20 protein-coding genes are annotated in these 22,446 nt (G+C 50.1%); 3 read left to right on the forward strand and 17 right to left on the reverse strand.

What is annotated here, in order from left to right; all coding sequences use genetic code 11:
- Nucleotides 1–307 precede the first annotated feature (307 nt).
- Nucleotides 308–1,708 (forward strand): chromosomal replication initiator protein DnaA, encoded by a 1,401-nt coding sequence (gene dnaA, locus HNR65_RS10380; protein ID WP_181551435.1) that lies wholly within the window; start codon nt 308–310, stop codon nt 1,706–1,708.
- Between the two features lie 79 nt (nt 1,709–1,787).
- Nucleotides 1,788–3,086 carry an FAD-binding oxidoreductase gene (locus HNR65_RS10385; RefSeq protein ID WP_332309025.1) on the forward strand — a complete coding sequence of 433 codons (1,299 nt, stop codon included), beginning with the start codon at nt 1,788–1,790 and terminating at the stop codon, nt 3,084–3,086.
- 3 nt (nt 3,087–3,089) lie between these two features.
- Here the strand turns inward: HNR65_RS10385 and HNR65_RS10390 are convergent, their stop codons facing one another.
- The 8 genes from HNR65_RS10390 to rpsF all read right to left on the reverse strand — a co-directional run bounded on the left by HNR65_RS10390 (nt 3,090) and on the right by rpsF (nt 9,610).
- A complete protein-coding gene (locus HNR65_RS10390) occupies nt 3,090–3,269 on the reverse strand; it encodes a hypothetical protein (protein WP_181551436.1) in 180 nt (59 codons plus the stop codon).
- A gap of 36 nt (nt 3,270–3,305) precedes the next feature.
- Nucleotides 3,306–4,082: an inositol monophosphatase family protein gene (locus HNR65_RS10395; protein WP_181551437.1), complete on the reverse strand. Its 777-nt coding sequence runs from the start codon at nt 4,080–4,082 to the stop codon at nt 3,306–3,308.
- A 12-nt stretch (nt 4,083–4,094) separates the two neighbouring features.
- Nucleotides 4,095–5,804, reverse strand: coding sequence for a GTPase HflX (gene hflX / locus HNR65_RS10400; protein ID WP_181551438.1), 1,710 nt, complete (start codon nt 5,802–5,804; stop codon nt 4,095–4,097).
- A gap of 48 nt (nt 5,805–5,852) precedes the next feature.
- Nucleotides 5,853–7,223, reverse strand: a complete 1,371-nt coding sequence (gene dnaB / locus HNR65_RS10405) for a replicative DNA helicase (protein ID WP_181551439.1) — start codon at nt 7,221–7,223, stop codon at nt 5,853–5,855.
- A gap of 159 nt (nt 7,224–7,382) precedes the next feature.
- The gene (rplI, locus tag HNR65_RS10410; RefSeq protein ID WP_181551440.1) at nt 7,383–7,829 is read right to left on the reverse strand and encodes a 50S ribosomal protein L9; all 447 of its coding nucleotides are present in this window, start codon (nt 7,827–7,829) and stop codon (nt 7,383–7,385) included.
- A 60-nt stretch (nt 7,830–7,889) separates the two neighbouring features.
- A complete protein-coding gene (locus tag HNR65_RS10415) occupies nt 7,890–8,846 on the reverse strand; it encodes a DUF2232 domain-containing protein (RefSeq protein ID WP_181551441.1) in 957 nt (318 codons plus the stop codon).
- Nucleotides 8,847–8,912: 66 nt separating this feature from the next.
- Nucleotides 8,913–9,158 (reverse strand): 30S ribosomal protein S18, encoded by a 246-nt coding sequence (gene rpsR, locus HNR65_RS10420; protein WP_181551442.1) that lies wholly within the window; start codon nt 9,156–9,158, stop codon nt 8,913–8,915.
- A gap of 5 nt (nt 9,159–9,163) precedes the next feature.
- Nucleotides 9,164–9,610, reverse strand: a complete 447-nt coding sequence (gene rpsF / locus HNR65_RS10425; protein WP_181551443.1) for a 30S ribosomal protein S6 — start codon at nt 9,608–9,610, stop codon at nt 9,164–9,166.
- Nucleotides 9,611–9,986: 376 nt separating this feature from the next.
- Here rpsF and HNR65_RS10430 point away from each other — a divergent pair, with 376 nt between their 5' ends.
- Complete coding sequence (locus HNR65_RS10430; RefSeq protein WP_181551444.1) at nt 9,987–10,445, forward strand: YcbK family protein; 459 nt, start codon at nt 9,987–9,989, stop codon at nt 10,443–10,445.
- Between the two features lie 48 nt (nt 10,446–10,493).
- On the opposite strand, the gene HNR65_RS10435 is transcribed toward HNR65_RS10430, so the two are convergent.
- The 9 genes from HNR65_RS10435 to HNR65_RS10475 all read right to left on the reverse strand — a co-directional run bounded on the left by HNR65_RS10435 (nt 10,494) and on the right by HNR65_RS10475 (nt 22,406).
- Entirely contained in the window at nt 10,494–12,167 is a 1,674-nt protein-coding gene (locus HNR65_RS10435; RefSeq protein ID WP_181551445.1) for a L,D-transpeptidase family protein, read from the reverse strand.
- Between the two features lie 450 nt (nt 12,168–12,617).
- Nucleotides 12,618–13,619, reverse strand: coding sequence for a tyrosine-type recombinase/integrase (locus HNR65_RS10440; RefSeq protein WP_181551446.1), 1,002 nt, complete (start codon nt 13,617–13,619; stop codon nt 12,618–12,620).
- Between the two features lie 4 nt (nt 13,620–13,623).
- Nucleotides 13,624–13,803 carry a hypothetical protein gene (locus HNR65_RS10445; RefSeq protein WP_181551447.1) on the reverse strand — a complete coding sequence of 60 codons (180 nt, stop codon included), beginning with the start codon at nt 13,801–13,803 and terminating at the stop codon, nt 13,624–13,626.
- Nucleotides 13,804–13,892: 89 nt separating this feature from the next.
- Nucleotides 13,893–14,330: a hypothetical protein gene (locus HNR65_RS10450; protein WP_181551448.1), complete on the reverse strand. Its 438-nt coding sequence runs from the start codon at nt 14,328–14,330 to the stop codon at nt 13,893–13,895.
- Nucleotides 14,331–14,491: 161 nt separating this feature from the next.
- On the reverse strand, nt 14,492–18,415 hold the full coding sequence (locus HNR65_RS10455) for a restriction endonuclease subunit S (protein ID WP_181551449.1): 3,924 nt from the start codon (nt 18,413–18,415) through the stop codon (nt 14,492–14,494).
- 316 nt (nt 18,416–18,731) lie between these two features.
- Nucleotides 18,732–19,589: a GIY-YIG nuclease family protein gene (locus tag HNR65_RS10460; RefSeq protein WP_220128357.1), complete on the reverse strand. Its 858-nt coding sequence runs from the start codon at nt 19,587–19,589 to the stop codon at nt 18,732–18,734.
- Nucleotides 19,590–19,872: 283 nt separating this feature from the next.
- Nucleotides 19,873–20,316 (reverse strand): 4-fold beta flower protein, encoded by a 444-nt coding sequence (locus HNR65_RS10465; protein ID WP_181551451.1) that lies wholly within the window; start codon nt 20,314–20,316, stop codon nt 19,873–19,875.
- Between the two features lie 145 nt (nt 20,317–20,461).
- The gene (locus HNR65_RS10470) at nt 20,462–21,643 is read right to left on the reverse strand and encodes a Shedu anti-phage system protein SduA domain-containing protein (protein WP_181551452.1); all 1,182 of its coding nucleotides are present in this window, start codon (nt 21,641–21,643) and stop codon (nt 20,462–20,464) included.
- A 184-nt stretch (nt 21,644–21,827) separates the two neighbouring features.
- A complete protein-coding gene (locus tag HNR65_RS10475) occupies nt 21,828–22,406 on the reverse strand; it encodes an HNH endonuclease (RefSeq protein ID WP_181551453.1) in 579 nt (192 codons plus the stop codon).
- Nucleotides 22,407–22,446 lie beyond the last annotated feature (40 nt).

Here is a 22,446-nt window from a genome sequence, read left to right on the forward strand (position 1 = left end):
ATTCCGCTATATATAGAATTGTTCATAACACAGCTGAGCCTTAGATGAAAATGGGGAAAACCGAGTCTCATCGCACTTGATCCCATTGTACCCCTGTATTATAACCAAGGGCATTCGATGGGAGCCAGATCCCGTCAATTCAATATTTCCCGGCGATTCAAGGCCGTTTGAATACCTGCCAGTCGTATTGATTTACCAAAAGATACGGTTCTGATGTTTTCGGCTTTTGCACAAGCATAGCATATCCATTGCTTATTGTGACTGTATATTTTGTTCATCCTGTGTGTATGTAAATGGAGAGTGCCTCATGAAAACCGTGTGGAAGAATGTTAAAACCGCTATAAAGGACCAGATTTCTCCGAGCCTGTATCGCCTCTGGATTGAGCCGATTCAGTATGTAGAGGCACAAGACGACACCATGATTCTGGCCTGCCCCAATTTCTTTATCAAGAAAAGAATCGTGGCCAATTACACGGAGTTGATCAATCATGAACTGAGCCGGAAAAACGGCCGGCCGGTTACATTTTCCCTGCAGGTAAACGGTCCGGGCCAGAATCAGGACCAGAATCCGGATCCGCATCATAACGGTGACAATGGTCCGAAATCCGTTTTTGGCGCAGGCCGGGGCAAAAACCGGGGTCAACAGCTGGCCCTGCCCGGTATTGCCGCTCAGCCCATGAACGGCCGGATACTGCGCAAGGATTATACCTTTGATCATTTTGTGGTGGGCCACAATTGTAACCTGGCCTACCAGGCCACCATGGAGCTGGCATCCGGCAAAAGCGCAAACGTCAATGCTGTGTTTCTTCTGTCGGGCACGGGCATGGGCAAAAGTCATTTGTCCCAGGCCGTGGGACACAAGATTTTGTCGGTTTCCCCGGGGGAGCGCGTCTATTACATGAGTGCCGAGGATTTTACCAATGAAATGGTGCACGCCATTAAGAGCAACGCATTGGACACCTTCAAGAAACGCTACCGGGACGGCTGTGACGTTTTGCTGCTCGAGGAAATCCACATGCTTTCGGGCCGCACCCGCACGCAGACGGAGCTGGCCCTGGTACTGGATCACCTGTATGAGTCCGGCAAGAAGCTCATATTTTCAAGCTGCGCAAGCCCGTCAGAGATTCCCAGAATGAGCGATCATCTTATCTCCCGGCTGGGCCAGAGCATGATGACGGCAATCGACGCCCCGGATTTCAAAACCCGGCTCCGGATTTTGCGGGCAAAGGCCCGCTGCCGGGGTATTGAACTGCCCGGGCAGGTGGCTGAATACATGGCCGGCGAGCTGGTGGACAACGTGCGGCAGCTGGAAAATGGCTTGATCGGCGTGGCCTCCCGCAGCTGCCTGATGGGCGATCAAATCGATCTTGATTTGGCCGAGCAGGTGGTCAAAAATATTGTCACCCGCAAAAAAAGCATTACCATTGATTCCATTTCCCGGCTTGTGAGCCGGGAATTCGGCGTTCCCCTAAAGGACATGATTTCCAGGTCCAGGAAAAAATCCGTGGTGCGGACCCGGCAGGTGGCCATTTTCCTGGCCCGCAGACATACAAGCCAGCCTTTGCAGTCCATTGGCAGAAAGTTTAACCGGAAGCATGCCACGGTGATCCATTCCATCAACTCGGTGGAAAAGGAACTCAAGCTCAAGGGCGAGCTGTTCCGACAGGTGCAGATCATCGAGAAAAAACTGGAGTCCGGAAGCGATTAAACCCATTTCTCCCAAAGTCCATGGCCGGCTCAGCCAGATTCTGGGGCCGGATAACTATTGCCGGCAAAAAGAAGACCGGGTGAGCTATGCCTATGATGCCACCCGCAATGAGCATCTGCCCGAAGCTGTTGCATTTCCGAAAGATTCAGGCCAGGTGGCGGAAATCCTGAAACTGGCCACCGCCCACGGTTTTGCCGTCACCCCCCGGGGGGCGGGATCGGGTATGAGCGGCGGGGCCATTGCCGCCAGACAGGGCCTGGTGCTGGTCATGACCCGTTTCAACCGGATTGTTCGTATTGATGCAGACAATTTTATCGGGGTGGTCCAGCCCGGGGTGGTGACCGGAGAGTTTCAGCGGGCCGTGGCGGGTCACGGCCTGTTTTACCCCCCGGATCCCTCAAGTGCGGATTTTTCCACCCTGGGCGGCAATCTGGCGGAATGCGCCGGCGGTCCAAGGGCGGTGAAATACGGTGTGACCCGTGATTACGTGCTGGGCCTGGAGGTGGTGCTGCCCACCGGCGAGATCATCAAAACAGGGGTGCAAACCGTCAAGGGAGTGGTGGGCTATGACCTGACCCGCCTGATCGTGGGTTCAGAAGGAACCCTGGGGGTGATCACGGAGATGACCCTGCGCCTGCGGACGCAGCCCCAAACCGTTGAAACCCTGTCTGCCGGGTTTGTGAAAATGGCCGATGCCGCCCGGGCCGTGGCCGCCATACTGCAAAGCGGCATCGTACCCAGAGCCTTGGAGTACATGGACAAAAACGCCATTTTCTGTGTGAAAAATTATCTGGAAGGCGGGGTCCCTGAAAACCGCGAGGCCATGCTGCTCATTGAAGCCGACGGCAGCCCCGGACAAACCGTCGAAGCCGTCCAGGGGATTGAAAAGGTGCTGGTCGAGCACGGAGCCCGTGATGTCCATGTTGCCCGGGACGCGGATGCGGCCGCCGGTCTGTGGCGGGCCCGCAAGGCCATTTCTCCGGCCCTTTACACCTACGGGCCCCACAAGATCAATGAAGACATCGTGGTGCCCAGAAGCCGGCTGCCGGAAATGGTGGAGAAAATCCGCGAACTGGGGGAAAAAACCGGGCTGACAATGGTCAGCTTCGGCCATGCAGGTGACGGAAACATTCATTTCAACATCATGCTGGACAAAAACGAGCCAGCCCAGCTACTGTCCGCCCGACAGGCAGTGGATGAGATCTTTGATTTCACCCTGGCCCTGGGCGGGACCATCTCCGGGGAGCACGGTGTGGGTCTGGCCAAGGCGCCCTATATGCAAAAGGAAATTTCAGATGCTGCTCTTGGCCTGATGAAGCGGATCAAGGCCGCATTTGATCCTGCCGGAATTTTAAACCCCGGCAAGATGCGGCTTTAAGCGTTACTGGATGTTGGTGGTGGCCTCGTAGGAATTCATCAGATCCTCGAGTTGTTCAATGCGCATTTGCTGGGACTGCTCCACTGCGCAGCGCAGGCGCAGGGCGCAGTATTTGCGGCAAATGCGCGCCTGGATGTCAAACCTGCCGTAGCATTCCACTGTGTCTTCGTATTCGTCGCTCAAGTAAAACTCCTTTATGGCATCTCTTTTTTATCGGGTTTACGTTAACAATGAACGCAAATCTTCGTGAATATGGCCATTTGTGGCCAGAAGTTCCTTTTTGTCGATATCATAGGCCGTTCCTGAAAAGTCCGTAACCCGGGCACCGGCTTCCCGGGCGATAAGGGTTCCGGCGGCCGTGTCCCAGGGCTTTAATCCCTGCTCCCAGAAGCCCTCAAACCTTCCGCAGGCCACAAAGCACAGGTCCAGTGCCGCTGATCCGAGCCTTCGCACGCCAATGGCGGCCGAAAGGCATCTGGCAAATTTATCCATGTACGGTCCGGGGTTTTCCTTGATGTCATAGGGAAAACCCGTCACCAAAAGACTCTCGGAAACCTGGCGGCAGTCTGAAACGCTTATGGCCCGGCCGTTTAATTGTGCGCCTTGACCCTGCACGGCCGTAAACAATTCTCCGGTCATAGGGTTTAATACCACCCCGGCCCTGAGCTGTCCGTTTTCGGCAAATGCAATGGAAACAGAGAAAACCGGCACCTGGTGGGCAAAATTGGTGGTACCGTCCAAGGGGTCAATGATCCAGGTATGGCCGTCAGTGCCAGTGTTTTGGGCACTGCTTTCCTCCGCCAGGATTTTGTGATCGGCAAAACGGCTTTGGATGCTTTTTATGATCTGTTTTTCAGAGGCAATGTCTGCGGCCGTAACCAGATCTTTGGGACCTTTCTTGCTGACCTCTCCGAAATTGCCCAGATGGCTGCGCAGGATCTCTCCGCTTTTGTAGGCCGCCCCCACAGCCGTATTTTTAATCAGGTTCAAATCCATAAAGAATCCATATTAAAGCACCCGGCCGGTATCCGTCAACAGGGGATTTATTTCCATGGCCGCTTCATCCGACGGCCACGAAAAATCTGGTCCTGGCGCCTCTCCGGCAATGACCTGCTCCATTTTTTCAATGAGCGGGTGCAGGGTTTGGGCCTTTGTTGCGGTAATGGCAATGCCGTTGGTTTTTGCTGCAAGCACCTCCATGGTGCCGGCATCCACCCGGTCCTGCTTGTTTAAAACATTGAGCACCGGGATCCGGTCCAGGCCAAGGTCCTGAAGGATGCCGTGCACGGATTGCATCTGCCGGAGGCAGTCGGGATTGGATGCATCAATAACGTGCAACAGCAGATCCGCGTTTTCCAGTTCCTCCAGTGTGGCCCGGAAGGCCACGCGCAGTTCTTTTGGCAGATCCTGGATAAAGCCCACCGTGTCCGTGATGATCACCTCGGTGTCTTTGGGAAATTTCAGCCGTCGGCTTGACGGATCCAGGGTGGCAAAAAGCCGGCTTTCCGCCAGCACCTGGCTGTGGGTCAGGGTGTTGAGCAGGGTGGATTTGCCTGCGTTGGTATAACCGATAATGGAAATCACCGGCAGGCCCCGCTTGGCACGCCGGGCTTTTTGCTGCTTGCGCTGCTTTTTCACGTTTCCCAGGGCCTTTTCCAGCCGGGTGATCCGGTCCCGGACCCGGCGCCGGTTGATTTCCAGTTTGGTCTCCCCCGGTCCCCGGCCGCCGATGCCGCCGGTCAGCCGGCTCATGGCCGTGTTTTTAAACACCAGCCTTGGCAGCAGGTATTTGAGCTGGGCCAGTTCCACCTGGATCTTTCCTTCCCTGGACTGGGCCCGCTGGGCGAAAATGTCCAGGATGAGCTGTGTGCGGTCCAGGACGCGAAATTCGATCTGGTCGGTGATCGAGCGCATCTGGGATGGATTTAACTCCTGGTCGAAAACAATTAAGGTGGCCCCGGTCTGCATGGCGTGGATGGTCAGTTCCTCGAGCTTTCCGGTACCCATCAGAAACCTGGGATTGATCTTTTTGCGGTGCTGTACAATGGTGTCTAACACCTCGATTCCGCTGGAGCGGGCAAGTTCGCGCAGTTCTGTCAAAGACGCCTGTGCCCGGGCCCGGGATGCGGTGGTGACGCTGACCAGAACCGCCCGTTCCTTTCCTTCCGTGACCTCGCGGGTGGCCTGGTGCTGGGACAGTTCGTCCTCGATCGCGCGGATCATTCCCGCACAGTCGACCTGCGGATCCATGGGATCGACCGGATCCAGGATCCGGTGAGGCTGGCTGGCCTCAGAAGACGGAAGAATATGGGCGATATGCATCTGCTCCGGCTTTCCCTCACGCGTTGCCGTGATTGCCGCCATCATGTCCAGCCGCAGAAGTGTCAGGTCCGTGAGGTCGTCGCGGGTCAGGGTTTCATCATTTAGGTGTGTGTGGATGCAGCGCAGCCCCTTGAGCCGTCCCGGAGGGGTTCGGTATTCGCTGGTATCCGGCAGCAGGATTTTCTGGTTGTCGCCCACGATCACCCGGGCGATTTTTCCGGAACGTGCCACCAGCAGCCCGATCTGGCGGCGGGTTTCAGCGCTGATGCTGCAGATTTCCCCGGCAAGCTCCGGGGAAATGACCGATTCCGGCGGGATTCGGTGGTTGTACAGATTTTCAATCCGCCGGACTGCGCCGGCCTTGAGTCCGCCGGTATTGCCTGAAATGTTTTTCATTCGCTTAACAGTTGCCGCTCCCTTTTATTTAAAGCTCGCATTGCCGACTTACGTCCCTTCCAATTCTGGTGCGTATTGTCCGTAGGCCAGGTTTTCAAACCGGGTGTATTCGCCCTTGAACACCAGCGGACACATGCCCGTGGCCCCGTTTCTCTGCTTGGCCAGGTGAATTTCGGCAATGTTTTTGTTGGGATTGTTTTCGTCCGGGTTATAGACATCATCCCTGTATATAAATATAACCAGATCCGCGTCTTGTTCAAGGGCCCCGGACTCGCGAAGGTCGGAAAGCTGGGGGCGCTTGTCGCTGCGATCCTCCAGGCGGCGATTGAGCTGGGACAGGGCAAGAATGGGAATGTTTAATTCCTTGGCCAGACCCTTGAGGGTTCTCGACATTTCCGAAATTTCCAGTTCCCGGCGCTCGAAGTTTTTCCGCGGCCGCATGAGCTGCAGGTAATCGATGATGATCATGCCCACGCCCTTTTCCCGCTTCAGGCGGCGGGTTTTGGTTTTGATATCAAGGGATGTCAGATCCGGGGAATCATCGATATAAATGGGCGCAGATGAGAGCACGCCTGCCGCGTTGGTCAGGCTGTACCAGTCGTCATCATTGAAAAACCCGTCGCGCACCCGGGAGGAGTCAATGCGGGCCTCGGCGCACAAAAGCCGCATGGAAAGCTGTTCCTTTGACATTTCCAGAGAAAACATGGCAACCGGGGTATCGGCCTCCACAGCCGCATACCGGGCCATGTTCAGGGCCAGGGCGGTTTTTCCCATGCCCGGGCGGGCGGCCATGATGATCAGGTCCGAAGCCTGGAAACCCGATGTCATCTGGTCGAGTTTTTGAAATCCCGTGGGCACCCCGCTGATCAGCGACTTGTTTCCCTGCCGGGCCTCCAATGCATCGATGTTGGATTCAATGATTTTGCTGATGGGATAAAAATTTTGCTTCTGCTTTTTATCGGCAATATCAAACAGGGCCCCTTCAGCGTAATCAATGACATCGTCGGTGCTGCCTGACTCGCTGTAGCATTTTTCAACAATATCGCTTGCCGTGCGGATCAAATGACGCAGTACCGCACGGTCCTGGATAATCTGGGCGTAGTGCTTGGCATTGGCCGGCACAGGCGCGGTATCCACGATTTTGGCCAGGTAGGCGGCTCCGCCGATGGATTCGAGCTCGTTGGAGCGCCTCAGATGTTCGGCCAGGGTAACCAGGTCCACGGGCTGGTCTTCGGCAAACAGTTCGGTGATAGCGGAGAAAATTTTTTGGTGCGCGCTTTTGTAAAAAGCTTCGGGTCTGAGGATATCAAGGATGTCGAGCAGGATGTTGTTATCCAGCAGGGCAGCGCTGATAATGGATTCCTCAGCCTCGAGGCTCTGGGGCGGAAGCTTTTGAAGCGACGGATCTTTGCTGCTCATGGTACGGCCCGGGATATACAGCCGGGAAATCAAGCCGGTCCCGGCAGGTGTGAATCAAAAAACAAACCGCTGAACACCGCCGCGGTTTGTTTTTAAGGCGGATCCGCCCGGGCAGGGCAGGGCAGATCCGCTTCAAACACGTATGAAACGACCCGAGTCTCAGGATTCGGGCACGACCTCCACGGTGATTTCCGGTTCAACATCCCGGTAGACGCGCACCGGGACCTGGTAGGTACCCAGGGTTTTGATGGGGTCGGCCAGGAGGATGGAGCGTTTTTCCACTTCAATTCCTTTTTGCTCCAGGGCTTCGGCAATGTCGCGCACGGCAACCGATCCGTACAGGCGGTCTTCATCCGCCACCTTGGCCGGAATTTGAACGGTGATGCCTTCAAGGCGGGCGGCCATTTCCTCAGCAAGCTTGCGTTCCTTGGCAAGCTGAAGCTCGATTTTGGCCCGCTCCTGCTCCATTTTTTTGCGGTTTTCTTTGGTGGCCTGCACAGCCTTGCCCTGGGGAATCAGATAGTTGCGGGCATAGCCGGCTTTTACATCCGCCTCTGAGCCGATAATGCCCAGAGATTCGATGGTTTCTTTTAATATGACTTTCATCTCTTGTCCTCCGATGGTGCACGTAAGTTGCATATTTTTTAGCTCGTGGGATCCGTCTATTTATGACGGATCCGGATGATCACCGGGAGCTGCGTTTATTTTTCGAAAATCCGCCCAGGTGTCGAAAAATCCCAGGCCGATCACCATCAGGGCCAGTGCCTGCTGGATGGCGATTAACACGTATATGAGCACCCGCAGAAACAGGGGCATCTGTTTTTGCTCAAAATACCATGAGATCACGGCAATGCCTTGAAACAGGTAAATGAGCATCAGCAGAATCAATGCATTGGCACCCATAAAGGCCAGGGGGCCGCTTGCCACCCAGAGCAGCAGCGCCGATGCAATCACCGCCCAAACCAGTGCGTCCGGGGCTTTCCACAGATTGAGCCGGCCAAAGCCCGGTTCGGGCAATTGCCTGGCCCTGAGTGCGGCCCTGGCGATCAGCAGGTTGGCCCAGCCGGCAAAAATCAGGCCCGAGGCTGTCAGGGCCGGCAGAATGCCCATGATCACATAATGAATCCGGTCCATGGACTCGGTGAGCACCCGGATGCTGGATTCGGGCATTTCCATTGTCTCGTATGCCGCGGCTGTCAGCTCCAGGTTTCTTCGGACATATTCCGAAATCATTTCCAGGGGCCCGGATGCGGAAAAGCTGCCGATAAACAGCAGCGCGGCCAGCCCTGCGGTCCAAATCAGGGCGCCTGGGTAGCCGATGGTTTTTTCAACGCTTAAATTCTGCACCAGGGCCTCGGCCATGGTAAATCCCAGGCCGATCATGCACAAAATCAGCCACAGGTCCACCACATGACCCGGCCCGGAGACCTGAATGACAACCACGGCAAGCATTGCCATGATCCCGGCGCTTTTGCGGCCCAGCTTGAGCCGGTACAGAAGCATGGGCAGGGGCAGTAGCAGAAAACAGGCAAATCCCAGGATGGGAAAATACAGTGCCACAGCCCCGAACAAGGCCAGAATGCCGGTGCCCGCCAGAATATCGCGTGGATTATATGTTGTCATCATGGATCCGGGGTGGTTTTGCCCCTTCCGTGATTTTTGCGAATATGGGCGCCTGCGGACTGCCGCTTACAGGTCTGATGTGCCCACGTACGGAAGCAGGGCGATTTTGCGGGCCCGCTTGATGGCAGTGGCCAAATGCCGCTGATGCTTGGCGCATGTTCCGGAAATCCGGCGGGGGATGATTTTGCCCCGCTCAGTGATAAAATATTTGAGCATTCCCGGATCTTTATAATCGATTGCCAGTTTGCTGTCAGCACAGAAACGGCAGACTTTGCGGCGATGGAAAAATCGTCTTTTGTTCATTACAGCCATTGGATCTACTCCTTTTCTTCTGCTGCCGGCTCGGCCTGCTCTTCAGGTACGGCAGCCGCCTGGGGGGTTTGGGTGGCTTCGGCTTCGGACGTATCGGTTTCGGCCGGACTTTCAGCAGCGGCCTGCTGCGGCTCTTTTGCTGCCTTCAGGCTTTCTGCATCCACGTTTTCTTCCAGCCGGATGGTCATAAAACGCAGCACCCGCTGGTCGTGTACCAGCGTGCGCTCCATGGCGCTGACAACCTCGCCGTTGCCGCAGAAATCGATGCGCACATACTGGCCCTGCCGTTTTTTCCCGATTTCATAGGCCAGCTTGCGCGTACCCCAGTCATCGAGTTCGATCAAAACGCCGTTTCGCCGGTTCATCTGCTCTTCCAGGCGCTCCATCAACGCCTTCTTGTCGTCTTGTCCGACATCGGCGTCAATAATCACAATGTTTTCGTAATGGTTCATTTGTCCTCCTTTTGGCTGATAAAGCCCTGGTTTGTCGGAATTGGATTTTTTCCGCATCAGAGCAAGGAAAGAATCAATCACATATAAATCCCGTTATTAGACCCGTTTTTCCGCCATCTGTCAAGGATATTTTGCCCGGGAAAATCCAATGCCAACCCCCCCCCTGAAATTGGCAGCCATGTCAACCCTGTTGACGCTTCTTGTAAATTCTGTTATCTATCCTCAAACTGAACGTTTTTGCCGAACCTTCCAACTTTCAACTTAAAACCAGCCCAAGAAAATGCACATATCCCGTAGATCTTTTTTAAAACAGGCAGCCGCCGGCACCTTCGCATGCATGCTGCCATGGCTTGCGGCCCGGCCCGCCGCAGCAGGAATGCGCCGCCGCGGAATTTCAGGTGTTCTTTGCGTGCACAATATCCATACCGGAGAATCGCTTCGCATCCGGTATCTCGACGATCAGGGAAACTGGATTGCCGGGGCCCGGGAAAAATTGGACCAAATCTTTCGCTGTCACTACAACGGCACGGTCAAACCCATTGAGCCATCGTTGTATCTTTTAATCGATCGGATCCACACCCGCCTTGGGGCCGGCCGCCGGCCCGTCCAACTGATTTCGGGCTACCGGTCCCCGGAGTATAACCGCCTTCTGCGTTCCAGGAGCAGCGGAGTGGCCAAAAACAGCTATCATTTAAAGGCCATGGCCGCAGACATTCATATCAGCGGCATTAATGACCGACGCTTGTACCAAGCCGCCAGGGAAATAAAGGCCGGCGGGGCAGGCAGCTATTCCGAATTTGTGCATGTTGATGTGGGGCCAGTGCGCTTCTGGTAGAAAGTCCGGTTTCATCTCTTTTCCTCTTTTGTTTGCGTTCCGGCCGCCTTATTGTGAATCCAGGGCTTTTGCCAGCGCCTGGTCGAGTTCGTACACATCCTCCCGGTAATTGACAACGCCCTGCGGGCTGACCCAGAAGGTCCGGTAGACCAGGTGAACCGCAATCCGGTCGTGGACGCGCACAGCTGTGGTTTCCCCGCTTTCGATGATCTTTTCTATGCGTGACCGGTCCCATAACGGGTTGGTTTTTAGAATAAAAAGCGCCAGTTCCACGGGTTTTTCCACCCGGATGCAGCCGCTGCTAAACGCCCGCACCCGCCGCTGAAAAAGATGCTGTTCCGGGGTGTCGTGGAGATAAATGCTAAATCTGTTGGGAAAGATGAATTTGATTTGGCCCAGTGCGTTCCAGGGGCCGGGCTTCTGGCGCAGGCGCCCCGGGAAATTACGGATATAAACGTCTGACCAGTTGATGGCCTCCGGGCTCACACGGGTGTCATGGGACTGCCATCCGCTGAGGAGTTCAAAATGATTTTCGGCAAAATAGTCCGGGTTGTTTTTGATTTTGGGGAGCACCTTTTTTTCCAGAATCCCGGACGGCACGTTCCAGTAAGGATTGATCACCAAGCGCGCCATGTCCTTGCTCAAAATCGGGGTCATCTCGGTTTTTGTGCCTGCCATCACGCGCATTTTCAATACGCGGTCCTGATTTTCCCAGGCATTGAGTTCAAACCCGGCTGAATTGATGACAATGCGACGCTGGCGGAGTTTTCGGGGCAGCCACCGCCGGCGTTCCAGGTTGGCGCGAATGGTTTGCAGCCGGTCGTATAGGGGCCAGTTGAGCGCCGCCATGGTCTTTCTGCCCGCCACCCCGTCTGCACCAAGGCCGTGGCGCTTTTGAAATCCCATGAGGGCTTTTTCCAGTTCAGCATCAAAAACAGGCGACAGGCTGCTTTTCTCCGTTTTTTTAAGATCGCCTTCTGCGGCCAGGATTTGGCGCAGCTGCAAAACCCCGGGCGATTTGTCGCCCTTTTGAAGCACTTCTCCGTCGTCCATGCGCACCTGCGCACCGGATTTCATGCGCTTTTCAAGATGTGCAGCCCGGGCTGCGGCCGCCTTGTAACCGGCTCCGGCCGGGGCCAGTGCCTTTATGGCCTGGCGCACATCACCGGGTGTTTTCATATCCGCCAGAAAACCCAGGATTTTTTGGGTTTCATTTTTCTCCGGGTATTCAATCACCTCACTGGAATATACGGCAAGGGGATCGACTTTCCCGTGGGCCAAATGGTCTGCATATTTGAAAAACGCATGGGAAATCATGATGTCCATGGCCGCCAGGTTTCGTGCGGCAAAACGGTCGGGCTCCCGGGATGCCAGCCTTTTTTGCCACTCGGAAAGACATCCGTGATAATAGTCATCCGGCAGCAGTCCGTGGCGGCCGGCCTTGCCCGCGGCTTCTATGACCGCCCGGCCCGTATCCGAAAGCCCGTTTTCATCCACCCAGACCGGCTGGTATCCCCGGCCTTCATAAACCTGTGCAATTTCCTGCCGCACCGAAACCGGCGCACACCCGATCCAGAATCTGCGGGCTTGTGTGCCGGCACTCAAATAATTTTCCAGGTTCGCTGAAATCCTTGCGGCTCCGGATTCTGTAAACCCTGCAGTCAGGTGCATCACCAGAAAAACAACAAATGCTTTTGAAAGGTAACGGCTGATTGGTTTCATCGCGTCAGTATATTTGGCCTTGTGATAATCCATACCGGCCTGTGGAATAACCAGTTTTTCACCATGATATTGCCAGGAGATCGCTTTAACTAGCGCAGTATCATAGTTTAGCACAGGCACATCAGCAAGCAGATGTTTTTGATAGTGTTAAACATGGAAATCGGCCATGGCAAGAAAAAGCTTTTTACATCGCAGTAATGTGGTTTCCTTTCATTTTCCACTTTTCCAACAAAAAAAACCCGGCTGTTTTGCCGGGTTTTCAATGTGGTTAAAAATTGTGTTGTATTAAAAGAGGGGCAAATTTATAACTGCCTGATTTTACTGGTGGGCCGTGAAGGAATCGAACCTTCAACCTACTGATTAAGAGGTAGATGTGCTGTTTTTTATCCATCTGTTTTTATATATCTTTTCAATAGCAAAAAATGACAACGTCGTCAAGTGAAATTGTCGTCACAACGACCCGATCGCATCCTTTTTCCGATTCAGGGCCACGTGGGTATAAATCTGTGTGGTGCTCACTTCCTTGTGGCCCAAAAGCTCCTGAATGGTTCTGAGGTCCTTTCCTGCCTCGAGCATGTGTGTGGCAAACGAATGCCGGAACATGTGAGGCGTCACCCGCTTTTTGATTCCGGCGCGTTTCATGGCGCCCCAGAGGCCCCGCCGCATATCCGTGGCCTTTGCACCGGCATTTCTCAGTGATGGAAACAGGTGGTTAAAGCCGCAAAGCCTTCTGCATTCCACCTGGCCGGCCAGCATTTCATAAAGCTTATCCGCCATGGGCACCAGGCGTTCATAGCCGCCCTTGCCTTTGGCCCGGATGAACCTGCCGTCCAGGTTTATGTGCCGGGTCTCCAGGTCAAAGACTTCGTTCATCCGCAGCCCGGCATAATAGAGACACCCGATCATGGCCCGGTGAAACGGGTTGGCGTGCTTCAGAATCTTTTGGACCTCGGCCCTGGTGAGGGTGTCGGGCTCTGGCCGCCTATAGGGCAGCTTCTGTATTTTTACAGGCTCATCCACACACCTGTTGTTTTCATAAGCCCATTTCCACATGGCGGACAGGGTGAGCAATTCCAGGTTTATTTGCCGGTGGATTTTTCGGCCCTTGGTTTCTTCAAGGCGCTTGGTCTTGTAAGACCCCACGATGGTGTTATTGATGAAGTCGAAATGGTAGTTGCCGAAAAAGCCAAGGATCTGGCCGTATATCATTCTTTTTTTATCCCGGTAGGTGCGGGCGGACTGGTGCAGCCGGACGTGTTCCAGATAATCGGGCGCGATTTCATTGATCAGGTGGGAGTCCCGCGCGGTTTTGCCAAGCTGCTTTTTGGCCTTTACTTCTGCAATGCGGGCTTCTTCCTCTGATCCTTCAAACACGAAACGGATCCGCTTGCCCGTGCGGCCCTGGGAGATGTCGATCTGGAATTTTTTGTCTGCAATCTGCCGGATGGACATGGGATTATTTTTTAGCCCGGCGCTGCCGGTTTTGTAAGTGGTAAATCTTGCTGCGGACGATGTCGTCGATTTCCCGGGATGACCTTTTGGCCTGGCTGGACGCACCGATATTAAAATGCTCGATAATCATGTCGAGCTTCTTTTCAATCCGGTCAAGCTGTTGCTGGTCGCTGCTTTGTGACAAGGCCCATCACCGTTTTGTGATGGGCTGAAGGCAATTGAGTGTGGCAGTTCTTTTTATAATAAAAGGGATGCGCGCAGGTCAAGAAAAATTTAAGAGGCCGGGGTGTTCAGCCGTCTGAAACGTTTTGGGTGGCTGAGTATGGCCTCCCTTGTTTTCAAAGGATCAAAGGAATCATACCCGGCCTGATTAAGGGCGTCGGCAAGGTCCTGGAGCACGCCGCGTCCTACACCCGGCCAGCACAGGAGTTTTTTAAGGTTTTCAAGTTGGGACAAACCTTCCGGGTCGGCCAGCAGGTCTTCTCCCAGGCTTTTACGGATAGCCTTTTCCGTGCGGGCGGAGAGGTATTCGATAAAGGGGTAATAAAAGGCCTTTTCTCTGTAAATGCATTCCCGCTGGTAGATATGGCGGGCGTTCTGATAAATCATGCCGCTTTGGTGGGCAATTTCCACCCATGAAAGACCCTGCTGCCCCAGGCGGTAAATCTTTTCAGATAGTTTTCTTTTTTTTTCGGTTCGGTATCGGTCCATAATAAAATAGATGATTTAATGGGTATCGTGTCCCCCCGAATTACGTGTCCCCCGAATTAAGCAATTGAGTGTGGCATTTATTTTACAGTTCAACGGCCCTTGCTTTGTCAAGGGTATTGAGGCTTAAGGTTCCTTTTTTAAAATACTGTAAAATGTTCTGCTTACAGATACTTCTGAAGAATTTCACCCTTACGTTTCTCGCAGTTTTCCAAGATTTCTTTTGCCTCCTTAATGGCATCCTTGTGTTTTTGAATTTGCCTGATTAGAGTTTTCTGCGTCTCAAGATCACCGGGCAGTGGTATGGTGAACTGTTCATAAAAGGAAATCGGGACTCTTCTGTGGCCGCTGGAGCCCGTCATTTGGGCTTCAGCTTGTTTTCTAACTACCTCACGATTCAAAAAGGCAAATACATATTCAGGCAGGGCCCTATTTTGGTCTGTTCGAATTACATGAAATTCAGTACTACCAAAACCAATGCCTCTTGCCAGGCCCTTAGCAACTGCACATTTCCCATTTTCCATACAGGGGGTAATCTTGGCTATAATAATATCTTCTTCCCTGAAATAGGTGTAAGTGCCTTTTCTCAGGTCATTTAGCGGCCTGTCTTCTTTATGGGCGATAAAGCCTTTGCCAAGTGAGGACATTTCAACAAACGAGACTATTACTTCATCCCCGATGTCTGAGATTTCTTTCTTAGATGGATTGGTAACTGATATTTCCTCTATCTTTTTTATGAAATAACCTTTGTCGAGCCAATCCGATAAAATCTCTTCAATGCCTGCTTCTGCCCTACCAATCTCTTCTTGCGCTTGTTTTGCTTCTTTGTCTACTTCCTTGCATTCGGTGACAATTTGTCCTTGGACCTCGAAAGGAGGAAGAGGAATTTTGAAGTTCTTAATTGCCGTGGTATTCACTTCTTTATATTTGGTTCCTGAATCAACTAAATTTTGTATCTTTTCGGTGCAATAAGCAAGTACCTCATACAGATATTCATAGTGTATCTTATCGCCTTTACAAACAAAGTTTTTGAAACCTTGATTTGTAGCGGTCGGGACCTTATTAATCGATATTTCACCAATGGTTGCACGACTTGAAAACAAAACCGAATTCACTGGGAGAAGTTTTGCGCTACTATTCTCCAGACCTTCTTTCGTTATTTTTCTTTCTGTATCAGTTAAGTATTTTTTTTTAGTATCAACTAGAGATGCCCAACAGATATCGCCATTTTCCCAATAGGTAGATGTGCTTGTGTTTGGAGTACCGCCACTTACTATTTCAGCGATTTCATCAAGTTTTACCAACTCCCATTTGCTCTCAACCATAGAAGCCTTCTTTGGGGTTAAGCTAATGGCCTTATTGAATTCTTTGCGCGAAAAATCAAGCATGTCCGTCAACCAAGCTGTTGTAACATAATCGTTTAGTTCCTCTGGTATATGGACTGTTTCCCCGTTGAAGTTAGCGCGGATCAGGCTGTTTATTTTTTCTGGGTTTGATAAATTCCCCGGATCATAGAGTGGGGTCTGAATATTATCTAAATTAAGCAGATTTTCCAGCACTCTCTTGTCATCTTGCTCTAAGACCTCCTCGCCTTCTTCATCCTTTTCAATCGTGACGGTCTGGCCGCCTAAGTATTTTATCCCTTCGTTCCCTTTGGCGCTGCTCCATTCATAGCCAAGAAATTTTTTCATTTCTGCATTGCTGGATGGTGACCGCACTATCACAGTTTGGGTAGGGTTAAGACTTGTAAGAATAAAGTAATAGAGCTTTTCTTTTTCAATGTTTTGGATATAAGTTATGAATTTTCCTTCCATTTCATCCTGTTGGTCTTTTTTGCTTAAATTTTTGAAAGTTTTTTGTTTCTTTCTATATTTTGTTTCTGCAAAATTTTCAAAGTCTTTGCGATATGCCTTGAATACGTCCGTATCAAGAAGTGTTTTGTTGGGGTATCCTTTGAGCAGTGATTTATAATCATCTAGTTGATATTCTAAAAGGTTGCAATATTTGCGAAGAAAGTGTTCGTCTTTAAAAACTACGCTTTTATCATCATAACCACTAAACCAGCTTTCAATTCTGTTCTTGTAATGGAGGGCGGGAGCGGGGTCTTCTTTTCTGCGGTGTAAGAATAGGGTTATAGTGTGTGTGCCTGTTTTCCCGAACGTGCCGCTCCCAAACTCTGTAATTGCCACGATATCGAAGTATTTTAAAAGAATTTCCCGAGCAGTTACATAAATATTGCGTTTTTTCGCTGTAGCCCTGATGCTGCCCTTGGACAAAATGGAAATAGGCAGAATAATTCCTGCGACACCATCAGGCTTAAGTAATTGTTTTGCCCTTTCGAGAAAAAAAGTCTCTATACTGTTGTTACTGGCATAGCTCTTTTCATCAACGCACTTGGTTAATTCGAAGCGTTCCCTATCCGAGGGAGAAAGGGTTTCCAGAAAACCTTTGACACTATATGGCGGATTGGAAACAAGTAGTGAAAAACATGCATCCTTAGCTTTGTCGTTGTCTGATAGCGCGTCATTGTAGATTATGTCGATGTCATTTTGGCCGTACATAAATGCAGAGACTTTGGCTACTTTTGATAGACGGTATTCTTTTTCAACGCCTCTAACTGCAGCATAATAATTTTGAAGAGGATCGGTTTTTTTTTGTTTCACCACAGGAGCGATTCGCATTGCATATTCATTGAGGAAATGTCCAGCGCCGCAAGCATAATCTATGACATTAGGGGGCTGTTCATGCTCAATGATCAGTTTCTCAACAGGCAAGGATGAAAGAATGAACTTAACGATGGGCATTGGGGTGAAGAACTGCCCTTCACTTTGTTTAATTCCCTGGTCCAGAAAGCCTTCGAACATATCACCTAGAAACTGGTTCTGTTCATCTGTTTTTAGGTGGATGTCCTGAAGCATTCTTACGATTTTTAACAAGACCTCTGCATTCTGATAAAACAGCTTTTCATTATGCACGTCGATGAAGGCGAAATCATTATTGGTATAAAATTTTAATTCACGAAAGTATTGCTTGATCGTGTCCCGTGTAGCGTCTGGATCGTTTTTGAAGAAACGAAATGCATCGTCAATTGCAGCATTATCAATATAGGTAACCTCTTCACCTAAGAATTCTTTCATCCCCGCTTTATATAAGAGCTGAAGGCGATCCTGAAGGTCAAAATGGCTGTCATAGGCGATTCCCTTCCAGTAAAATTTAAGGTTGTCGGGATTGTTTGCTTCGTCAACAATTTTGCACAAGAAAAGATTTACCAGCTTATCAAAGGCATTTTCATGCCCAGATACGTTATGTTGCCTTAGTATGGTAGCAAATTCGTGGTATTTCCCCTGGATGTCATTACTGCTAATGGATTTCAGGTCTTTTAGTGAAAAATGGTGCTTCCCTATCTCATAGGCTGGTATGTCGTCTTCAAAAATACCTTTGGTGGCAAAGTCCTTGCTGTAGGTCTCTGCCCAAGCACGGAAGAGCTCATCCGCTCCTCCTGATTCTTTATAGGAAAGGGGTTGACTGTGCTTTTTTTCTTCCAGAAGTTTTTCGTTATCTTTTAGGGTGATTATATGGTTGGTAAAAAAGAGCTCTCCATCAATAAAATCAGCAGAGTATAGGCATATGAATTGTGTGCTTCTATCTTGTTGGACATAAGAGAATAATTGCCCTCCGTTCTGCAGGGTTTGCCTCCAAGCCCTTGCGTGTTCTCTCCCAGCGGTTTTGCATTCAATAATTAAAAGAGATTTGCCCTTGTTATCTTTGATAAGGATATCGGCACGCCCTCCGCTTGCTCCGTGGCCAACCTTCCATTTAGGTTCCAACTCCATGTGTTTAGGTTTATAACCCTTTGCCAGTAGGCGGTGTACGCATTCAAGAACAACGAAATTTTCATTGGCGCTGAAATTGCAGATTTGTCGGTCGGTTATAATTATGCCTTTATCCTCAGGATAGAAGATTTCTTCTTGCTCAAGGTCCACTCTAAGATATGCGTCGTGTTCAATAAAGTGTTTGATATAGCTTTGTTTTTTCTTGGTAAAACCAAGGTGCTTGAGCATCTGCACGAGGTTTTTCTGGGTTATCATTGGTTCTCCTTAGCTGATCTAAATTTCCACTTCTGTTACAATACATGAAAAAGTTTGATCACAATATTTTAAGCAAACATGCCGTTTGATCACTGCGGTTTTATATTTTTCAGCTTTCTAAGAATCAATTATTGATTCTTTCCAATGTTTTGTTATTTTTGCAAAATCTAAAGACGGTTTCTCCAGAAAAGACATCCCCTAACCTGAGCTGGGGAGAATGACGCATCCGGAGCCTATAAATTTTTTCAGCCTCTTTCCTTTTTTCTTCTGTTTTGTACGTGGGGGGCATCAGCGTTAAGTCAGTCCAATTACAAGATTAGGTTTTCTCTTCCTCTATTTGCCCCAATTTTTTGCCGTTTGCATCTTTCCAGCTTGTTAATCCATTGGAGTTGCCGCCACGGACAATGCTGGCCGCCGTGCTTGGGGAACCGAACTCAACATCTTTGGTGAAAACAAGATGATTATTCTGTTTTTCCAGGATCCCTTTCTCCATCAATTCTTCCCGTTTGGCTTTGAACCGGGTTGAAGATGGCCGGTGTTCGAGCACGGCTTTGGAGCCGGAAAAAACAACAAAGCCGCTGGATGTTCTTTTGCCTTTGGCTGTCAGGCCCTTTATTTTGCAATAAAGGATATCTTCTTCTTCCGTGGCCTTATCAACGGTTGCTTTGAAGCTGTTTACACCCAGTACAGGCAGGAGTTGAAGGCATTTTTCAAGGAATATATCCATATCTGCGCTGTCTGATTCCGGCAGCCTGGCCCCGCTGGTCTGTGAGTTAATCACTTTCGATGCCCCAATCTCCTGAGCCATTTCAATAAGTTTGCCCTCCAGGTATCGGGTATGGGCCTTGGTAAGGTTTTCATCCTTTGAAACAAAAACCACCACTGAATTCCAGAAATCCTTATTCGCGTGCCCCTTGATTCTGCCCGCCACTTTTTCGGCTTCGCCAATGTATATGGCATCGTCGCCTGTATCCGGGTCCACACCGGTGAGAAAATAAATTCCCGGATTTGCCAGTTCCTCTCTTTTCAGCAGGCTGGAAAACTCGGTTCTCGGGGCTGTGATGGCTTTGCCTGACCAGTTTGAGATTTCGGCGGTTCTTAGGCCGGTGGGACTGCCATGTGCCAGGAATATTTTAATGGTCGCTGCCTGCAATGTTTGGCCTTTGCCTTTCAAATCCATCCCCGGATTTAATTAAGTACACTGTCCCCAGAATTCCACGTTTTGCGCACCAGAGACTTCACCGATGATGCAGATGTTTTTGGTAATGTGATCCTTGAGGCTAATGAGTTGAATTAAGTATGCTGTCCCCAGAATTCACGGAATTCATTTAATGGGTATCGTGTCCCCCGAATTCTCCATACATCATTTTAGCTTTCGATCGCTAACAAAGCTAATCAGCCGCGCTGTTTTTTGCGTCGGCTGAATTAGCTTTGTTAGGGAACATAAGGGATAATTATTAGTCAGCTCCCATTGCCAAAAAGATCGAGAGAGGTAGCGATGACCAGCGATTTGAAAGCATAGGCTTTATGGGTGCTATCTCTCTGATCGACTTAATAGATTTGATACTTTTAATACTCTTTATTGGCTCTATGGAGGTCACCATATTTACAGCCCCTTCAATAAAACCGACAGCATTTCCCTTGTTATCCCATATGATTCCATCAATAAACCAACCAAGATGCTTTCCATTGAATCCATATACATGGTCATCATCATAAAGATAAGCTACAGGGTTTCCGTCCCAGAGATAAATGGTAAGTTCATCAGATGTGTCTATATATGCAGTTGCTTCGCCTTTGCTATCGAATAAAGTAATTTCCTTCGCATACGTTTGACCAGTAGCGGCAAATGCATAAAAGAGCACGATTAAGGGAATTATCCAGTATGAAAATCTTTTCATATATTCCTCCCTAACGCTTGAGATGAATTGCGCGGCCAAGAACCTTTCAAAAAAACGCCGCTCTGTTTCTCGCGTCAATTCGGACGATTGGTTAGGCAACGATCCAGCCCCTTCCGACTTGAATCTATTATGGCTATATTGGCTCTTAATCAAAGAGATAGCGATTACTACCAGGTGGTCCTGTGTGCCGTACAATGCCTCGGAGGGTCTCTATTAACCAATCGTAGGTATGTATCTGAATATTGTTCGATTGCCTGATCTCACTACGCTGCGCATCCTTTGTCGGCGGCATTTTTTCCCTTCTCCCAACGAGGACCACCGCGTCCGATTTCTCGCGGATATCGAAAAGACCTAATCCATCTTGGCGGGGAGAATTACGAGCATATGCGAAATTATTACACAACCAATTACGCCAGCTCACAATCTGACTATACCCTTTACGGGCGTATTGATCTAAATCCTCACCCTTTTGAAGATAAATGCCGGAACGGGGCGTCTCTATTTCAATTAGAACCCAACGAAACCCTAAGGAATCCGCATCACCTATTATAAAATCAGGTATATACTCTCCTCCGAGCCTTTTTTGGGGAATGCAATACCGTTCATTTCCGCTCATTAGGCTCGTGATGAGGTGAGGATGGCTCTCTAGAAACTTTTGAATTGGGCGCTCATCGGAAGCATTTTCGATTACAGCCTCAAGTTCATCGACTTCAACCTCAGTCAAACCACATTCAGTAACAAAGTGTGCGAGATCACCGCTTTTTGCTGCGGACCACTCCGATGGACCTTTCCTCTTCTCCGCTTTGTTCTTGGCTTGAATTCGTAGCTCCTTCGCTTCTCCGGATTCATCTTCCTTCCGTGCCCTCACTTTGATGAGATCCGGCCACGCCCCAAACCCCCGGCCACCTTTGAAGAAAACACGCCCGTTTTGGCCAATCGAAGACACCTCAGCAATTTCTCCACTCCAAGTCATCACTATATCGCCGTGGCGTAGCTCGAGCTCCAAGAGATGTTCCCGCCTGCGTTTGAGCCTGAAGTGCGCGATCCATGCAAGTGCTTCTTCATTAGACTCGTAAGAAACGGTCACATCGTCGGACGTGCGGAGTTGCTCAACGAGGTTTTCCAACTCTTCACTGACATAATCAGCAGTCCGAAGATTTAACTCAACTGTCAGCGCCATCCTTAGCTTCGCCGCCGCCACCAAGGTTGGACAATCACGCTCCAAAGTAATTCCGCACAACTCTGCTAACTGCCTTTGACGAGGCGTAGGGCCGCCAATTAACTCGGCAATAGCTCCTGCGGCTTCATGGGAATTAGAGAAAGCCATTCATTTCCTCTCCTAAAGCAGCCATTTTTCCATTAGTCCCGGATTTTCTCGTGGGGCCTAACGTTGGAAGCCAGGAGCAGTCAGGGCTTCCAACAACTTGAATAAATTTGTTTGGTGTTCAATTGAGCCTCTGTTTAAAAAAGCCGTCGGCCCTGACTGTAGCCTGAGCTGACTGGTTATGCAATCACCATTTCTGATATCGCAATAATTCAACAATTAAACTGTATACATCGTCTTTATTTTGTGAGATTTTTTCTCGATAATCATAATTAGCCCGCTTTCGTTGTCGCTCATAATGCGGGTCCGGCCCCCCACCTAATGCCATAACAAACACACGTTTTAGTGGTCCAACCAGTTCGTTCAGACGTTTGCTATAAAAATCACCCATTTCAAGAGATGCCACGAATTCAATTAATTCCTTGGCTCTATTCTCAATTTCGGCAACATTTGAATCGTTGATCTCTATCTCATTTAAAAATAGTGTGCGTTCATAAATTGGATGAAATTGTGGCTTTAAAATTGTTGGATCCTTGTACTTCCTAAACAGTTTAAGCTTTCCTACATCAATTTTTTTCGTTGGATTATGTTGATCTCTAAGATGACAATTCGGACATAGAGGCAATAAATTCATAGGGTCATTATCAGTTGCATCTTCATTAACATGATGAAGATGGGGGCGGTCTCCTGCGCAGACGGCACATCTATGATCATATTCATCAAGCACTGCTTCTTTAATTTTCTTTGGTATTGATTCTCTCGCCATTATTCAATCTCGCATGCATAACGGCGCAAATAACCGGTGC

Source organism: Desulfosalsimonas propionicica, assembly GCF_013761005.1.
Taxonomy (GTDB): Bacteria; Desulfobacterota; Desulfobacteria; order Desulfobacterales; family Desulfosalsimonadaceae; genus Desulfosalsimonas; species Desulfosalsimonas propionicica.

Excerpts from the sequence above, each read along its gene's own strand:
- dnaA (WP_181551435.1), top strand. The coding sequence starts at position 308 with ATGAAAACCGTGTGGAAGAATGTTAAAACCGCTATAAAGGACCAGATT.
- HNR65_RS10395 (WP_181551437.1), bottom strand. The coding sequence starts at position 4,082 with ATGGATTTGAACCTGATTAAAAATACGGCTGTGGGGGCGGCCTACAAA.
- hflX (WP_181551438.1), bottom strand. The coding sequence starts at position 5,804 with ATGAAAAACATTTCAGGCAATACCGGCGGACTCAAGGCCGGCGCAGTC.
- dnaB (WP_181551439.1), bottom strand. The coding sequence starts at position 7,223 with ATGAGCAGCAAAGATCCGTCGCTTCAAAAGCTTCCGCCCCAGAGCCTC.
- rplI (WP_181551440.1), bottom strand. The coding sequence starts at position 7,829 with ATGAAAGTCATATTAAAAGAAACCATCGAATCTCTGGGCATTATCGGC.
- HNR65_RS10415 (WP_181551441.1), bottom strand. The coding sequence starts at position 8,846 with ATGACAACATATAATCCACGCGATATTCTGGCGGGCACCGGCATTCTG.
- rpsR (WP_181551442.1), bottom strand. The coding sequence starts at position 9,158 with ATGGCTGTAATGAACAAAAGACGATTTTTCCATCGCCGCAAAGTCTGC.
- rpsF (WP_181551443.1), bottom strand. The coding sequence starts at position 9,610 with ATGAACCATTACGAAAACATTGTGATTATTGACGCCGATGTCGGACAA.
- HNR65_RS10430 (WP_181551444.1), top strand. The coding sequence starts at position 9,987 with ATGCGCCGCCGCGGAATTTCAGGTGTTCTTTGCGTGCACAATATCCAT.
- HNR65_RS10435 (WP_181551445.1), bottom strand. The coding sequence starts at position 12,167 with ATGAAACCAATCAGCCGTTACCTTTCAAAAGCATTTGTTGTTTTTCTG.
- HNR65_RS10440 (WP_181551446.1), bottom strand. The coding sequence starts at position 13,619 with ATGTCCATCCGGCAGATTGCAGACAAAAAATTCCAGATCGACATCTCC.
- HNR65_RS10450 (WP_181551448.1), bottom strand. The coding sequence starts at position 14,330 with ATGGACCGATACCGAACCGAAAAAAAAAGAAAACTATCTGAAAAGATT.
- HNR65_RS10455 (WP_181551449.1), bottom strand. The coding sequence starts at position 18,415 with ATGATAACCCAGAAAAACCTCGTGCAGATGCTCAAGCACCTTGGTTTT.
- HNR65_RS10465 (WP_181551451.1), bottom strand. The coding sequence starts at position 20,316 with ATGAAAAGATTTTCATACTGGATAATTCCCTTAATCGTGCTCTTTTAT.
- HNR65_RS10470 (WP_181551452.1), bottom strand. The coding sequence starts at position 21,643 with ATGGCTTTCTCTAATTCCCATGAAGCCGCAGGAGCTATTGCCGAGTTA.
- HNR65_RS10475 (WP_181551453.1), bottom strand. The coding sequence starts at position 22,406 with ATGGCGAGAGAATCAATACCAAAGAAAATTAAAGAAGCAGTGCTTGAT.